This is a genomic window from Streptomyces sp. NPDC059443 (genome assembly GCF_042750105.1).
In the GTDB taxonomy this organism is placed as follows: domain Bacteria; phylum Actinomycetota; class Actinomycetes; order Streptomycetales; family Streptomycetaceae; genus Streptomyces.
The window spans coordinates 193,260-207,436 of the sequence record NZ_JBHYVM010000001.1 but is presented as its reverse complement, the minus strand read 5'-3'; the positions used below and the strand labels follow the sequence as shown (position 1 = coordinate 207,436).

Genomic DNA, 14,177 nt, shown 5'->3' with positions numbered 1-14,177 from the left:
CACCTCCTGAAGGTGGAGGAGATGAGGCTTCCCCTTTCCTCTTATGGGCGGGCGATCAGCCGTCCGCCTGCCGCCTCCGGGCGGGCGGTCAGCCGTCCGCGCCGAGGATCAGGCCGGAGGTCGGAACCCCGGTACCGGCCGTGACCAGGGCGTACTCCGCCTCCGCGACCTGGTTGACGGAGGTGCCGCGCAGCTGGCGTACGGCCTCGGCGATGCCGTTCATGCCGTGCAGGTAGGCCTCACCGAGCTGGCCGCCGTGGGTGTTGATCGGCATGGCGTCCGCGGCCACGAAATCGGCCGCCTCCCCCGGCTCGCAGAAGCCGAACTCCTCCAGTTGCATCAGCACGAACGGCGTGAAGTGGTCGTAGAGGATGCCCACGTCGATGTCCGAGGGCCGCAGTCCGCTGGTCCGCCAGAGCTGACGGGCGACCACGTCCATCTCGGGCAGCCCGGTGAGGTCGTCGCGGTAGAAGGAGGTCATGCCCTCCTGGCGGCGGCCCGCGCCCTGCGCCGCGGCCGTGATCACGGCCGGCTTCTGCCTCAGGTCCCGGGCCCGCTCCGCGGTGGTGACGACGATGGCCTGGCCGCCGTCCGTCTCCTGGCAGCAGTCCAGCAGCCGCAGGGGTTCGACGATCCAGCGGGAGGCGGCGTGGTCCGCGAGGGTGATGGGTTTGCCGTGGAAGTAGGCGGCCGGGTTGTTCGCGGCGTGCCGGCGGTCGGTGACCGCGACATGCCCGAAGGCCTCCGGGGTCAGGTTGTACGTGTGCAGGTAGCGCTGGGCGGTCATGGCCACCCAGGAGGCGGGGGTGAGCAGCCCCCAGGGCAGTGACCAGCCGAGCGCCGCGCCCTCCGCCGAGGGCTCGCGCTGGTGGACGCCCGAGCCGAAGCGGCGGCCGGAGCGTTCGTTGAAGGCGCGGTAGCAGACCACGACCTCCGCGACCCCGGTGGCGACGGCGAGGGCGGCCTGCTGCACTGTGGCGCAGGCGGCGCCGCCGCCGTAGTGGATGCGGGAGAAGAAGGAGAGGTCTCCGATGCCTGCCGCCTGGGCGACCGTGATCTCGGGACTGGTGTCCATCGTGAAGGTGACCATGCCGTCGACGTCGGCGGGGGTGAGCCCGGCGTCGTCGAGGGCCGCGTGAACGGCTTCGACGGCCAGCTTGAGCTCGCTGCGGCCGGAGTCCTTGGAGAACTCGGTCGCGCCGATGCCGGCGATGGCGGCACGGCCGCCGAGCTCGTCGCGGGTGCGGACGCTCATCGCGTGCCTCCCGGAGCGGGAAGGGTGACCGTGACGGTGCCCGTGACGTGGTGGCCGATGCCGTTGGCCCCTACGACCCGGATCTCGGCGGTGTCCCCGTCGAGGGCGGTGACGGTGCCGGTGAGGGTCATCGTGTCGCCGGGGTAGTTCGGGGCGCCGAGGCGGATGGCCACCTTGCGCAGGACGGCGGCCGGGCCCAGGTGGTCGGTGATGTACCGGCCGACCAGACCGTTGGTCGTCAGGATGTTCATGAAGATGTCCGGGGAGCCCTTCTCCCGCGCGAGCTCCGCGTCGTGGTGCACGTCCTGGTAGTCGCGGGAGGCGATCGCGCCCGCGACGATCAGGGTGCGGGTGACCGGTATCTCCAGCGGCGGCAGTGTGTCGCCGATGTTCATGCGCCGTCCCCCTCGGGTGCGTGGTCGGAGTCGCCGGAGCCGCCCGCGTGCGCGGGGTCGCCGGAGAGGAGCGCGCCCAGCTCGGCCAGCAGTTCGCTGCCGCAGCCCAGGTACGCGTCGAGCTGGCGCCCCCACAGGAAGTGCCGGTGGACGGGGTGGTCGAGGTCGGCGCCCATTCCGCCGTGCAGGTGCTGGCCCGCGTGGACGACCCGCTTGCCCGCCTCCGAGGCCCACCAGGCCGCCGTCAGCGCGTGGTGACCCGCCGGAAGCCCCTCGTCCACGCGCCAGGCCGCCTCGTACGCGGTGACCCGTATCGCCTCGGTGTCCATGTACGCGTCGGCCGCGCGCAGCATGACCCCCTGGTTCGTGGAGAGCGGCCGGCCGAACTGCTCGCGGGTGGACGTGTACGCCACCGCGCGGGCGAGCGAGCCCGCGCAGACGCCTGCCTGGAGACCGGCGAAGGCGATGCGGGCGACCGCCAGCATGTCGGCGTAGGCGTCCGCCGTGCCTGCCGTACCCGCCGTGCCTGCCGTACTCGGCGCGCCGACGCGTTCCGCTTCGGCGCCGGTCAGGGTCAGGCTCCCGGCCGACCAGGGCGCGGTGGTCTCCACCGCCGAGGTGTGGACGCCCGGCGCGTCGGTCCGTACGAGCCACAGGGTCCCGGACGCGTCCGGGACCAGCACGTGGGTGGCCTCGCGCAGCCAGGGCACGGCGGGGGCCGTCCCGGTGAGCCGGCCGTCCCGCGCCGCGGTGATCCGGCCGCGGTTCGGGAAGGCGCCGGTGGCCACCGCCTCGCCGGAGCCCAGGGCGGGCAGCAGCCGGGCGCGCTGCTCGGGGCTGCCGTGCCGGGTCAGGGCGAGGATCCCGTACACGCAGGTGGCGGCGTACGGGGTCTGCGCGGTGGTGCGGCCCTGTTCCTCCAGCAGGAGCACCAGGCCGAGCAGGCCCACGTCCTCGACGGCGCCGGTCAGCCCGGCGGTGGTGAGGGCCTTCCACAGCTCGGCGTCGCTGCCGGTGCCGGTGGCGGCGAGGCGGTCGTGGGTGGCGAGGTCGCGGAAGATCTGGGCGGCGAGCCCGGCCGCCGCGGCCTGTTCCTCGGTGGGGTGGAAGTCCATCAGCCCTCGCTCCCCCGGAAGACGGGCAGTTCCAGTTCCTCGTCCACGCGCAGGAACTCCAGTTGGACAGGCAGTCCGATGCGGACCTTGTCGGACGGGACGCCGGTGATGTTGCTGACCATGCGGACGCCTTCGGCGAGTTCGACGAGCGCGACGGCGTAGGGCGGATCGAAGGCCGGGAACGGCGGGTGGTGCATGACCACGTAGCTGAAGACCGTGCCGGCCCCGGAGGCCTCGACCGTGTCCCAGTCCAGGCTCGCGCAGTCGTTGCAGCCGGGCAGCCAGGGGAAGCGGAGCGTGGAGCAGGCGGTGCAGCGCTGGATCAGCAGCTTGTGCTCGCGGACGCCTTCCCAGAAGCCCTGGTTGTCGCGGTTGATCACGGGGCGCGGGCGCTGGGCGGTCTTCTTCGGCGGCTGGGCCTGTTGGGCGGTCTGCCGGGCGGTCTTCTTCGCGGCAGGTGCGTACTTGAGGATCCGGAAGCGGTGCGTACCGGCGACCTCGCCGTTCGCGCGGACGTCCATCCGGGTGGTCACGAAGTGCCCGGTGCCCAGCTTGGTGGTCTTGCGCGGCGACACCGACTCGATGACGGCGTCGAAGGTGATCGCGTCGCCGGGGCGCAACGGCCGCAGGTACTCCTGCTCGCAGTCGGTGGCGACCACGGAGGTGCAGCCCGCGCCGTCGAGCAGCGCGAGGAGCTCGTCGTAGGCGGAGGAGCGGTCGCCGTGGCCGGAGAGCCCGCCCATCGTCCAGGCCTGGAGCATGGTGGGCGGAGCGATGGCTTCGGGCCCGGTGTAGGCGGGGCTGGTGTCGCCCATCGCCTCGCACCAGTGGCGGATCATCGGCTCGTTGACCGCGTCCTTGCCCTGTCCCGCGGTGGCGGCGGGCTGCCCTTCGAAGGCCTTCAGCAGCGCGTGGAACCGGGCTGCCGCCTCTTCCTCGTCGGCCGCGGCGGTGGCGGCATCGCCTGCCGTGCTGGCGGTCATCTCTTCCTCCCCTTCATGCCGAGCCGCATCATCGCGACGATCTCCCGTTGGACCTCGCTGACGCCGCCGCCGAAGGTGTTGATCTGGGCGGCCCGGTTCATCCGCTCCAGCTCGCCGCCCGCGAAGGCCTCGGCCCCCCTGACCAGGGCCTCCTCCCCCACCACCTCCTGGCAGATCCGGTACACCTCGATCGTGGACTCGGTGCCCAGGAACTTCACGCCGCTCGCGTCCCCGGGGGCCAGTGAGCCGGCGCCGACGTCCTGGACGAGGCGCCAGTTGAGGAGGCGTACGGCCGCGAGGCGTGCATGGGCCTCGGCGAGTCGGGACTGCACCCAGGGACGGTCGGCGGGACGCTCGCCGGTGACCGGGTCGGGGGTACGGGCATGGTCGAGCGCGCCCTCGTAGAAGTCCTCGGCCTGCATGCCGATGGCCGCGAGCGCGACGCGCTCGTGGTTCAGCTGGTTGGTGATCAGGCCCCAGCCGCCGTGCTCGGGGCCGACGAGATTGCCGGCGGGCACGCGGATGGAGTCGTAGTACGTGGCGGTCGTGGTCAGGCCGCCGACCGTCTCGATCGGGGTCCAGGCGAATCCGGGGGTCTCGGTCGGCACCAGGATGATGGAGATGCCCTTGTGCTTGGGAGCCTCCGGGTCGGTGCGGCAGGCGAGCCAGATCCAGTCGGCGTTCTGGGCGTTGGAGGTGAAGATCTTCTGACCGTCGACCACCCAGTCCTCGCCGTCCCGCACGGCTTTGGTGCGCAGGGAGGCCAGGTCGGTGCCCGCCTCGGGCTCCGAGTAGCCGATGGCGAAGACGAGTTCGCCCTTGAGGATCCGGGGCAGGAAGTAGTCCTTCTGCTCCTGCGTCCCGTACTTCATCAGGGTCGGGCCGACGGTGTTGAGGGTGACCATGGAGACGGGGGCACCGGCTCGGTAGGCCTCGTCGAAGAACACGAACTGCTCGTCGGGCCCGCGGCCCTGGCCTCCGTACTCGACGGGCCAGCCGAGGCCGAGGAGCCCGTCGGCGCCTATGCGGCGCAGTAGTGCGCGCTGCTCGGCGGGGCCTTCGGGCACCCCGTCCGGCAGCAGATTTCCGAAGTACTCCCGCAGCTCGGCGCGGAGCCGCAACTGGCCTTCGGTCGGGGCGAGGTGCACGGCGCTGGCCTCCCGGCATCACATCATCAAGTGGACCTGACTGTCCGTCAGATTCCGGGTGGATGTCAAGGCCGGGGAGCGGCGACGAGGGGCGGGGAACGCCCGAGGGCGCCTGCGCTACCGGACCCCAGCCGGTCCGGTCGCACAGGCGCCCTCAACAGTCAGCGCGGCTCAGGCCGCGTCTACCACCAAGGGTAGAAGTTCACCGCGACATTGGAGTTGTGCTGCTCGATCGCGGTGAAGGCCGAGCCGTTGACCTGTGCCGTGTTGTTCTGGTTGGACGCGCCGGAGCCGGTGGCCACCTGCTGCGATGTGGAGGAGTTGCCGTGGTTGCTGCCGCCGACGCCGCTGCCGATGATGCTGGCGACGCTCGCATTCGATCCGTCGTTCGCGAAGGAGCCGTTGTCGGCCGACGCCACCCCGCCGAACAGGGCGACGGCGAGGGGGAGAGCGGCGACGGCGGCGATGACGCGGGCGGTACGGATGCTTGCCATGTCTGAATCCTCCAGAAAACCGAAGTTGGGGTTGTTCCAAGGCAGTTGGCCGACTGTCTCGGTTCGTTCCGTGCTGTGCGGCGTCGCGACACCAGAGTTGCCCACCGAATCCCCGGCGAACCACCCCGGAGGCCGCGATTCCCCCGCAAGCATGACCAACATCGGATAAACCTCATTCGCGCCCCCGGCCCCGCAGGTCAGCGCCTCGACAACGGGCGAAACCCCCGCCGCACAAGAGGCGAAGCGTTCCGCCAACCCGCCGGCCCCGGACATGCCGAAAAGGGCCGCGCCGTCCGGGAACCCCACCGTCTCCCGGGCCTGCGGCCCTGCAATACCAAGCTTCGCGCCCCCTGCACGCCCCCGGCGCCCGCCGGGGCAATCCCACCGTGCCCCGCTCCGGGGCACCCGCGCGGCGCGATCCGCGGTCGCGGCCTGCTTACACCGACCGACCGGGCTCCAGCGCCTGCTGCCGTGCTCGTACGTGCTGCGTGTTGGATCCTGTGTGTTGGATCCTGAGTGTTGAGTCCTGTGCGCCGTGTCCTGTGCGCTGGGTCCTGCGTGACTACGCGGCGAGCGCCATCTCCCGGCGGGCGGCGGCGACCCGGACCGCTGCGGCGACCGCGGCCGTACGGTGGCTGTCGTCGGTCTCGAACCCGGAGCCGGACCCGGAACCCGCGGCGAGGGCGGCGGCGGTGCTGGAGCGGCGGACGGACGGGGTCTTGCCGTGCGCCTCGGCGCGGATCCGCTGCTTGATGGTGGGCGGGAGCGATCCGCCCCGCATCATCGCCCGCCAGGTCCGCCGGGCCATGAAGACCGACCGGCTCGCGGTGGCGGCCACCGGGGCGGCGGGGGAGGAGAGCGGAGCGGCTGCGGCCGGGGCGGCCTTGCCACCGAGGCCGAGGGAGGCGAAGAGGGCCACGAGGGCCGCGAGGACGGTGGTCCAGATCGACGTGATGGTGCTGCGGTGAGCCATGACGGTTCCCTCATTTCGCGATGTTCCGACGGGCGGATCTGAATACATTCGTCATGATGCGAGCGCAACCGCACCGCCTCCACGACGCGCGCCGATCTTCCGACAAACACCACTCAATGGGACCAATGCCACGATTTCCACCCCGGAAGCAGCCGGGTGTGCGGCCTCTCCTACACCGCCCGCCGAGGTGGTCGCATGCAGAAGGGGTGCCACCGGATCGGTGGCACCCCTTCTGAGCCGGGCCCTGAGGCCCCGCAATGCGGTGGGTGTGGGATTTGAACCCACGGTGACTCGCGCCACGACGGTTTTCAAGACCGTTCCCTTAGGCCGCTCGGGCAACCCACCTGGCGGGTACAGAGTACCGGGCGGTGGGGGTGGGCGGCGCTCGGGATTTCCGGGGGTCAGGCGGCCCGGAGTCCCGGCGCTCCGGGGCTACGAGGTGAGGAGGACGCCTCCGTAGGAGACCCCCGCCACCACCAGCCAGGCGGCGAGACCCAGGAGGGCGGCGCGGCCGCCGGTGCGGGCGAGGGCGGGGAGGTTGACCGCGGAGCCCAGGCCGAACAGGGCCGACGCGAGCAGCAGTTCCTGCGCGGTGTGCGCCCATTCCAGCGCCACGTCGGGCAGCACCCCGGTGGCGCGGAGCGCGGCGGCCGCGAGGAATCCGGCCACGAAGAGCGGTACGGGGGCCGGCCGGCGGCCCGAGGGCGTGCGCACTCCGCGCTTGCGGGCCCGCGCCGAGAAGGCCACCGCCGCCACCAGCGGGGCCAGCATCGCCACCCGCATCAGCTTGACCAGCACCGCTTCACCGAGTGCCCCCGGGCCCGCGGTCTGGGCCGTCGCCACCACCTGGCCGACGTCGTGGACGCTGGCGCCCACCCATCGGCCGAATTCCGGGTCGGAGAGCCCCAACGGGGACTGGAGCAGGGGAAGTACCGCGATGGCCAGGGTTCCGCAGAGGGTGACCAGGGCGACCGAGGAGGCCACGTCCTCCTCGTCGCTGCCGGACACCTCGCTGACGGCGCCGATGGCCGAGGCCCCGCAGATCGAGTATCCGGTGGCGATCAGCAGCGGCTGGTCACCGGGGAGGCCCAGCCTCCGGCCGAGCCAGAGCGTGCCGAAGAAGGTGGCCGCCACCACCACGCCCACCATCGCCACCGTGGCCCAGCCCAGCCGGAGCACCTGGTCGAGGCCCAGCGCCAGGCCCAGCAGGACGATGCCGATCCGCATCAGCCGTCTCCCGGCCAGGGAGAGGCCCGGACGCGCGGATCCCCGTACGAAGCTCCGTAGGCCCGGAAGGTGCGCCGCTGCGATGCCGAGCACCACCGACGCCGTCAGCATCGGGACCCACGGAGCGAGCCTGTGCACGGACCAGGCCACCAGGACTCCGGCCGCCGCCAGTCCCAACCCGGGCCACGGCGAGGATGTTTCACGTGAAACATCGCCCGGATCCGGCGATCCCGCCCTGCTCACAGGGCGGTTGAGCAGAGCCATCAGTCGGTCGGGAGGGTGTAGACGCGGCGGACGCTGCTGCCCAGGCGGACGACGTCGGCCCCGTAGACGTGGAGGGATATCGCCTTCGTGCGACAGGAGTTGCGGACCTTGTGGATGTCTCCGGGCGGGGCGAATCCACAGACCTCCCCCGGACCGTTAACCACGTGTTCCGTCGCCACCAACCGGGCTCCGGAGGTCGCCGTGGCGGGGGTCAGGCGGTAGCGGAGTTCGCTCTCCTCGCCCTGGTGCACGCCGGCCACGCACCACGAGACGTGGTCGTGGATGGCGGTCTCCTGACCCGGCAGCCACACCAGGGCCACCACCGAGAAGCTGCCGTCCGGCTCCGCGTGCAGGACGTGCTGCCGGTAGCGGTCGGGGTGGCCCTCGCACTGTTCGGCGGCGAGCAGGTCCGGCATCCCCAGGTGGGGGGCGAGCCGCTCACCGACCAGGTAGGCGGTCAGGTCAGGGGCCAGACCCCGTTCGACGACGGTACGGATCTCATCGACGAGGGCGGCCATCCTCGTGGTCGTTCGGGCCGGCATGGTGGTGGTCATATGGGAAGCGTCGGGGAGCCCACCCATCACGTCCAACGACAGTTCTGAGCCGAATTCCCAAGTCCCGCTTATGGATTGCCGTCAGGCTGCCCGGGCTGGTCAGCAGCCGATCCGGTTCGACGCCGCCTGCCTCAAGGCCTCCAGGACCACTGCCGTCGCCGGGATCCGCAGATGGTCGCTGTACACGTAGGCGGAGATGTGGCGGCGGGCGGCCGGTTCCAGGGCCCGTCCGCACACCTTGGTCAGCGAGAGCGAGGGGAGCACCAGCGCGGGCATCATGGCGACGCCCAGACCCTGTGCGACCAGGCTCTGCACCACCAGGTTGTCGTCGGTGGCGAAGCGGATGTCGGGGACGAAGCCCAGCTCCGCGCATTCGTGCAGCAGGTTCGCCCGGCAGCGCGGACAGCCCGCGATCCACTGTTCCCCGGCGAGGTCCGCGAGGTGCACGGCCCGCCGCCGGGCCAGCGGGTGCCCGGTCGGCAGCAGCACCGTCAGCTGGTCCTCCAGCAGCTTGACCTCGGCGACCGCCTCCGGGATCTCCTCGTGCAGCCCGGGATAGGTGAAGGCCAAGGTGATGTCGCACTCGCCGCGCTCCAGCCTGCGCAGCGAGTCCGGGGGCTCGCCCTCCAGCAACTCCACCTGGATGCCCGGGTGGTCCTTGGCCAGACTGCTCAGGGCTTCCGGAACCAGGGTGACGTTGGCGCTGGGGAAGCCGCAGAGCCGGACGCGGCCGGTGCGCAGCCGGGCGTAGGCCTTCAGCTGGGCCTCGGCGGCGGAGAGGCTGCCGAGGATGGACTCGGCGTGCCGGGCCATGGACTCCCCGGCCTCGGTGAGCTGCATCCGGCGCCCGACGCGGGTGAACAGCGGGGTGCCGGCGGCGCGTTCGAGTGCCTTCATCTGCTGGGTGATCGCGGGCTGGGTGTACCCCAGGACACGCGCGGCGGCCGAGTAGGAACCGGAGGCCACCACTTCGTGGAACGTCCGTATGTGGCGCGAATCGAACACGCTCGAAGCATAAGCGGATGTTGGGAGGGGCCGCAGACGGAATCCCGCCTGCGGCCCCTCCTCATCCGGCCAGTTGAGCCCGTGGCCCGCCGACCGCTGCCGTCCGACCGCTGCCGTCCGGCCGTAGCCCGTCGGACGCGGCCCGGCGGCTGCTACTTGTCGCCCACCCGCGAGCCGAAGGTGATGTCCACGGTGGTCGGCTTGCCGCCGCGCAGGTAGGTCAGCTTCACCGTCTCGCCCGGCTTGTACGTCCAGATCTCGCTGATCAGGGTCGGGCCGCTGTCGATCGGCTTGCCGCCCAGCTGGGTGATGATGTCGCCGGGCTTCAGGCCCGCCTTGCCGGCCGGGCCGTTCGGGTCGACCAGCTCGTTGGCGGACGCGCCGCTCTCGGAGATCTTGGCGCCCTCGGTCTTGGCCGCGAGGTCCACGGAGACCGAGATCACCGGGTAGACCGGCTTGCCCGTCTTGATCAGCGACTCGGCCACGTTCTTCGCCTGGTTGATCGGGATGGCGAACCCGAGGCCGATGGAGCCGGCCTGGCCGCCGCCGAAGCCGCCGTTGCCCGCCGACTGGATGGCGGAGTTGATGCCGATGACCGCGCCGAGGCCGTCGAGCAGCGGGCCGCCGGAGTTGCCCGGGTTGATCGAGGCGTCCGTCTGGAGGGCGCTCATGTACGAGTTCTTGCCGCCGGAGCCGTCGCCGGAGGCGACGGGGCGGTTCTTGGCGCTGACGATGCCGGTCGTGACCGTGTTGGACAGGCCGAAGGGGGCGCCGATCGCGATGGTCGAGTCGCCGACGGCGACCTTGTCCGAGTCGCCCAGGGGGAGCGGCTTGAGGCCGGACGGCGGGTTCTTCAGCTTGATGACGGCCACGTCGTAGCCCTGCGCCCGGCCGACGACCTCGGCCTCGTACTTCTTGCCGTCCGAGAACGTCGCGGTGAGCTTGCCGCCGTTGGCCGCGGACGCCACCACGTGGTTGTTGGTGAGGATGTGGCCCTGCTGGTCGTAGACGAACCCGGTACCCGTGCCGCCCTCGCCGTCACCGGCCGAGGCCTCGATGGTGACCACGCTGGGCAGGGCTCCGGCGGCCAGGCCCGCGACGGAGCCGGCCTCCCGCTTGAGGTCCTTGGGGGTGTTGCCCGCGCTGACCGTGGTGGAGCCGGAAGCGTTGGCACTCCGGTTGGCCGCCCAGTAGCCGACGCCGCCACCGACGCCGCCCGCGAGGAGGGCCGCCACGAGAACGCCGGCGATCATGCCGCCCCTGCCCTTCGGCTTGGGCTGCGGGGCTCCGTCCGCGATCGGCGGAACGCCCCAGGCGCCACCGCCGTGGCCGCCGTCGGTCGCGTACGCGGGGGCCGCGGGCGGCGGGGGAGGCCAGCCCTCGGCGCCGTAGCCCTCGGCGCCGTGGGCCTGTGCCTGCGGCGCGGGCGCGGGAGCCGGAGCAGGGGCTTCGGCATACGCCGGAGCCTCGGGCTGCGCGGCCGGGGCCTGAGCCGCGGCCGAAGTCTGGGGGAGCTGCTGGGTCGGCTCGGCGCCCGGCGCCGGCGTCGGCGGCAGCTGCTGGGTCACCGGCTCCGCGGCCGCGGGGACCACCGGCGGTGCGTCTACGGGCGCGGGCGCGGCCGGGGTGGCAGGCGCCTCGGGGGCGTGAGCGGCCACCGGGGGTGCGGGCGGGGCCGCGGGGGGCGTCGGGGCCGCGGTGCCCTCGTTCTCGGTGCTCACAGCGCTCTCTCCTCGTCACACACGGCTTCAGAAATCTGGCGATATCGGTCCGACTGAACGTTCGACGTCCCGTACAAGTTCCTGGGCAAAGCCTTTCCCATGACCCGTCAGAGCACTGTAAGCCGGACCTGTGAGTCTCTCCCATCCTTTATCTCCGACATTTCGGGCGCATCCGCAGAAGCACCCATCGGGCTCCCCCCGACATCGACACCCCTCTTGGTGGCACCATGACCCGGTGACCCACGCAATGCCGCGCACCATCCAGGTCGTCGCCCACCGCGGTGCCTCGGAGGATGCTCCCGAGCACACCCTGGCCGCCTACCGCAAGGCCATCGAGGACGGGGCCGACGCCCTCGAATGCGATATCCGGCTCACGGCGGACGGCCATCTGGTCCTCGTCCACGACCGCCGGGTCAACCGCACTTCCAACGGGCGGGGCGCCGTCTCGGCCCTGGAGCTCGCCGATCTCGCCGCCCTCGACTTCGGCTCGTGGAAGGACCGCGAGGAGTCCCCCGACTGGGACGCCGACCCCGAGCGCACCTCCGTGCTCACCCTGGAGCGACTGCTGGAGCTGGTCGCGGACGCCGGACGGCCCGTGCAGCTGGCGATCGAGACGAAGCATCCGACCCGCTGGGCCGGACAGGTGGAGGAGCGCCTGCTCTTCCTCCTCAAGCGCTTCGGCCTGGACTCCCCGCCCGCCGAGGGCCCGCACCCGGTCCGGGTGATGAGCTTCTCCGCGCGCTCCCTGCACCGGATGCGGGCGTCCGCGCCGACCATCCCGACCGTGTACCTGATGCAGTTCATCTCGCCCCGGATGCGGGACGGGCGCCTCCCGGCCGGGGTGCGGATCGCGGGTCCCGGGATGCGGATCGTGCGCAACCATCCGGGCTTCATCCGCAAGCTTCAGGCTGCGGGGCACTCCGTACACGTGTGGACGGTAAACGATCCCGAAGACGTTCAGCTCTGCGCTGATTTGGGTGTGGAAGCGATCATCACGAACAGGCCCCGACAGGTTCTGTCACAACTAGGGCGCTGACGTCCCCTTTTGCGCACCCGTCACACACGACCCGTTCGTGACGGGGTGTGCCCCGGCGCATCCGCTCCGCATTCGGTCGTGACGAATGCGCCAGAGGCCTCCGCTCCGGCGGTTTCCGGTCCAGGCCATTGGGGCATCCAGACCATGCGTGGGGCTAAGGAGGTTCCGGGGGTGGCGTTGGTGGTGGCACAGGAAGTGCCCACGTCGTCGTGCATGGACGTACGCCATGGTCCTGCGGGCGTGGGCGAGGCGAGACACCGGATGCGTGAGCAATTGCGCGTCAACGGGGTGTCCGAATCTGTCGTGGACGACGCGGTTCTGATCCTTTCCGAACTGCTCAGCAATGCCTGCCGACACGGCAGACCGTTGGGCGCGCGGGAGATCGGCGACGGCGAGATACGCGCGTCGTGGGGCGTCGACAAGGCGGGGCGACTGACGGTCGAGGTCACGGACGGAGGCGGGCCCACCCGCCCGATCCCGGCCACGCCTTCGGTCACCGCGCGAGGCGGGCGGGGGCTGAACATCATCAGCGCCCTGGCCCAGGACTGGGGTGTCCGGGATGGAGCGGCAGGTGAGGTCACCGTATGGGTGACCGTTGCCTGTGGGGCCCGGCACGAGGATTTCGCTACGCGCGTTGCGCCCCCGGCGATCGATTTCAGTACGGCCTTCGACGATCTGGATCCCTGATCTCTCCCTGATCTCTCATTTCCGGTCTCCGAGAAGGCAGATGGCGGCCGTCCGGGAGCGCACGCCGACCGTGCTCCCGGCCGCACCCCACCGGCTGTGGCGGTACGAACGGCTAGGCTCGCGCCCAGACCGACGCCGTACCGCCGCAACCGGGAGACACCCACGATGGCCAAGAAGCGCCCCGCCGCGAAGACCGCAAAGCCGCAGCTCAACAACGGGGAGATCCCGGTGGTGGGCGCTCGCGAGCCCTGCCCCTGCGGATCCGGGCGCCGTTACAAGGCCTGTCACGGCGCGGCCGCCGCGCACGCCGTCACCGAGCACGTGGCCCGCCCGTTCGAGGGCCTGCCCGGCGAATGCGACTGGGTGGCGCTGCGCGAGCTCGTGCCCGCCGCCACCGTCCCGCTCACCCTCAAGGGCGGCCTGCCCGAGGGCGTCCCGTCCGTCACGCTGGTGACCGTACTGCCACTGGCCTCGCCGGCGCTGCGTCGCGAGGACGGCTCCGTCCTGCTCGGCCTGCAGAACGACTCGACCTCCGGCGACCTTGCCCGGGACATGGCCGACACCCTGGAGCGCGCGCTCGCCGCCGAGCCGGGCACCATCGTCGCCGCCCGCCGGGTCCCCGCCGAGGGTCCGCGACTTCAGGATCTCCTGGCCGCCGACGGCGTTTTCGAGCCGGTTGTCCACAGCGGCTTCGAATTCTGGATTCCGGAGGCGGAGAGCGCCCAGAACGCCTCGCCGGAGATCGCCGCCTCCCTGGAGCGCGCCAACGCGGCCGCCATCCCGACGGTCAAGCTGGCCGGCGTGGACGCCGCCTACTGGTGCGAGACCCCGGACAAGAACCACCTGCGCTGGGTCATGCCTCAGCCGGAGGAGAAGCTGCTCGACGCGCTCGCCCGACTGCACGCGGCGGGCACGTCCTCGCTCGGCGAAGGCACCAAGCTCGTCGGCTCCTTCCGCGCGCACGGGCTGATGGTCCCCGTCTGGGACCTGCCCACCGGAGTCTCGGCCGACGACGTGGAGAAGCCCGCCGCCGAACTCGCGGAGCGGCTGGCCGCGGCGCTGGCCACGGACGCGCCGCTGACCACGGAGGAGCGCCGGGCGCGCGGCGGTCTCACCAACCGCCAGGTGACGCTCAGCTGATCGGCCGCCGGGCCCGGTCGCGGGCCCGGCGCCGGAGGGTGACGGGCCATCGGCAACCGGTGACCGGAGTCACAACTCCCGCTAATCGCCTGCAAATCGGTGTCTGAATATCAGAGATCGAATTTGCGAACAGGCGATCTCTTGTTACCGTTCTTGTAGCCCGGTCGCTGGTGCATCCCC

At 71.7% G+C, this 14,177-nt stretch carries 13 protein-coding genes, 1 tRNA gene and 1 pseudogene; 3 read left to right on the top strand and 12 right to left on the bottom strand.

Going from position 1 to position 14,177, the window contains the following annotated elements; all coding sequences use genetic code 11:
* Positions 1 to 88: 88 nt before the first annotated feature.
* The 12 genes from ACFXDJ_RS00930 to ACFXDJ_RS00875 all read right to left on the bottom strand — a co-directional run bounded on the left by ACFXDJ_RS00930 (position 89) and on the right by ACFXDJ_RS00875 (position 11,134).
* A complete protein-coding gene (locus ACFXDJ_RS00930) occupies positions 89 to 1,255 on the bottom strand; it encodes a lipid-transfer protein (RefSeq protein ID WP_384651265.1) in 1,167 nt (388 codons plus the stop codon).
* Positions 1,252 to 1,650, bottom strand: a complete 399-nt coding sequence (locus ACFXDJ_RS00925) for a MaoC family dehydratase (RefSeq protein ID WP_384651267.1) — start codon at positions 1,648 to 1,650, stop codon at positions 1,252 to 1,254. The genes ACFXDJ_RS00930 and ACFXDJ_RS00925 overlap by 4 nt, the downstream gene beginning before the upstream one ends.
* Entirely contained in the window at positions 1,647 to 2,765 is a 1,119-nt protein-coding gene (locus tag ACFXDJ_RS00920; RefSeq protein WP_384651269.1) for an acyl-CoA dehydrogenase family protein, read from the bottom strand. Before ACFXDJ_RS00920 ends, ACFXDJ_RS00925 begins: the two co-directional genes overlap by 4 nt.
* Positions 2,765 to 3,748: a bifunctional MaoC family dehydratase N-terminal/OB-fold nucleic acid binding domain-containing protein gene (locus ACFXDJ_RS00915; protein WP_384651271.1), complete on the bottom strand. Its 984-nt coding sequence runs from the start codon at positions 3,746 to 3,748 to the stop codon at positions 2,765 to 2,767. The genes ACFXDJ_RS00920 and ACFXDJ_RS00915 overlap by 1 nt, the downstream gene beginning before the upstream one ends.
* Positions 3,745 to 4,896 carry an acyl-CoA dehydrogenase family protein gene (locus ACFXDJ_RS00910; protein WP_384651272.1) on the bottom strand — a complete coding sequence of 384 codons (1,152 nt, stop codon included), beginning with the start codon at positions 4,894 to 4,896 and terminating at the stop codon, positions 3,745 to 3,747. The genes ACFXDJ_RS00915 and ACFXDJ_RS00910 overlap by 4 nt, the downstream gene beginning before the upstream one ends.
* Positions 4,897 to 5,078: 182 nt before the next feature.
* On the bottom strand, positions 5,079 to 5,390 hold the full coding sequence (locus ACFXDJ_RS00905) for a hypothetical protein (protein WP_112446768.1): 312 nt from the start codon (positions 5,388 to 5,390) through the stop codon (positions 5,079 to 5,081).
* Between the two features lie 562 nt (positions 5,391 to 5,952).
* Positions 5,953 to 6,363 carry a DUF6344 domain-containing protein gene (locus ACFXDJ_RS00900; RefSeq protein WP_384651275.1) on the bottom strand — a complete coding sequence of 137 codons (411 nt, stop codon included), beginning with the start codon at positions 6,361 to 6,363 and terminating at the stop codon, positions 5,953 to 5,955.
* 260 nt (positions 6,364 to 6,623) lie between these two features.
* Positions 6,624 to 6,708 (bottom strand) — tRNA-Ser (locus ACFXDJ_RS00895).
* An 87-nt stretch (positions 6,709 to 6,795) separates the two neighbouring features.
* Positions 6,796 to 7,854: a YeiH family protein gene (locus ACFXDJ_RS00890; protein WP_384651277.1), complete on the bottom strand. Its 1,059-nt coding sequence runs from the start codon at positions 7,852 to 7,854 to the stop codon at positions 6,796 to 6,798.
* The gene (locus ACFXDJ_RS00885; protein WP_384651279.1) at positions 7,854 to 8,408 is read right to left on the bottom strand and encodes a cysteine dioxygenase; all 555 of its coding nucleotides are present in this window, start codon (positions 8,406 to 8,408) and stop codon (positions 7,854 to 7,856) included. Before ACFXDJ_RS00885 ends, ACFXDJ_RS00890 begins: the two co-directional genes overlap by 1 nt.
* 99 nt (positions 8,409 to 8,507) lie before the next feature.
* Complete coding sequence (locus ACFXDJ_RS00880; protein WP_384651281.1) at positions 8,508 to 9,413, bottom strand: LysR family transcriptional regulator; 906 nt, start codon at positions 9,411 to 9,413, stop codon at positions 8,508 to 8,510.
* Positions 9,414 to 9,565: 152 nt separating this feature from the next.
* The gene (locus ACFXDJ_RS00875; RefSeq protein ID WP_384847436.1) at positions 9,566 to 11,134 is read right to left on the bottom strand and encodes a S1C family serine protease; all 1,569 of its coding nucleotides are present in this window, start codon (positions 11,132 to 11,134) and stop codon (positions 9,566 to 9,568) included.
* A 247-nt stretch (positions 11,135 to 11,381) separates the two neighbouring features.
* Here ACFXDJ_RS00875 and ACFXDJ_RS00870 point away from each other — a divergent pair, with 247 nt between their 5' ends.
* The 3 genes and pseudogenes from ACFXDJ_RS00870 to ACFXDJ_RS00860 all read left to right on the top strand — a co-directional run bounded on the left by ACFXDJ_RS00870 (position 11,382) and on the right by ACFXDJ_RS00860 (position 13,997).
* The gene (locus ACFXDJ_RS00870) at positions 11,382 to 12,170 is read left to right on the top strand and encodes a glycerophosphodiester phosphodiesterase (RefSeq protein ID WP_384651301.1); all 789 of its coding nucleotides are present in this window, start codon (positions 11,382 to 11,384) and stop codon (positions 12,168 to 12,170) included.
* Between the two features lie 85 nt (positions 12,171 to 12,255).
* Positions 12,256 to 12,857, top strand: a pseudogene (locus ACFXDJ_RS00865) (ATP-binding protein).
* 165 nt (positions 12,858 to 13,022) lie between these two features.
* Complete coding sequence (locus ACFXDJ_RS00860; RefSeq protein ID WP_384651286.1) at positions 13,023 to 13,997, top strand: DUF5926 family protein; 975 nt, start codon at positions 13,023 to 13,025, stop codon at positions 13,995 to 13,997.
* Positions 13,998 to 14,177: the final 180 nt, after the last annotated feature.

Bases quoted from the DNA above. Each gene is read 5' to 3' on its own strand.
- ACFXDJ_RS00930 (WP_384651265.1), bottom strand. From the start codon at position 1,255: ATGAGCGTCCGCACCCGCGACGAGCTCGGCGGCCGTGCCGCCATCGCC.
- ACFXDJ_RS00925 (WP_384651267.1), bottom strand. From the start codon at position 1,650: ATGAACATCGGCGACACACTGCCGCCGCTGGAGATACCGGTCACCCGC.
- ACFXDJ_RS00920 (WP_384651269.1), bottom strand. From the start codon at position 2,765: ATGGACTTCCACCCCACCGAGGAACAGGCCGCGGCGGCCGGGCTCGCC.
- ACFXDJ_RS00915 (WP_384651271.1), bottom strand. From the start codon at position 3,748: ATGACCGCCAGCACGGCAGGCGATGCCGCCACCGCCGCGGCCGACGAG.
- ACFXDJ_RS00905 (WP_112446768.1), bottom strand. From the start codon at position 5,390: ATGGCAAGCATCCGTACCGCCCGCGTCATCGCCGCCGTCGCCGCTCTC.
- ACFXDJ_RS00900 (WP_384651275.1), bottom strand. From the start codon at position 6,363: ATGGCTCACCGCAGCACCATCACGTCGATCTGGACCACCGTCCTCGCG.
- ACFXDJ_RS00890 (WP_384651277.1), bottom strand. From the start codon at position 7,854: ATGGCTCTGCTCAACCGCCCTGTGAGCAGGGCGGGATCGCCGGATCCG.
- ACFXDJ_RS00885 (WP_384651279.1), bottom strand. From the start codon at position 8,408: ATGACCACCACCATGCCGGCCCGAACGACCACGAGGATGGCCGCCCTC.
- ACFXDJ_RS00870 (WP_384651301.1), top strand. From the start codon at position 11,382: ATGCCGCGCACCATCCAGGTCGTCGCCCACCGCGGTGCCTCGGAGGAT.
- ACFXDJ_RS00860 (WP_384651286.1), top strand. From the start codon at position 13,023: ATGGCCAAGAAGCGCCCCGCCGCGAAGACCGCAAAGCCGCAGCTCAAC.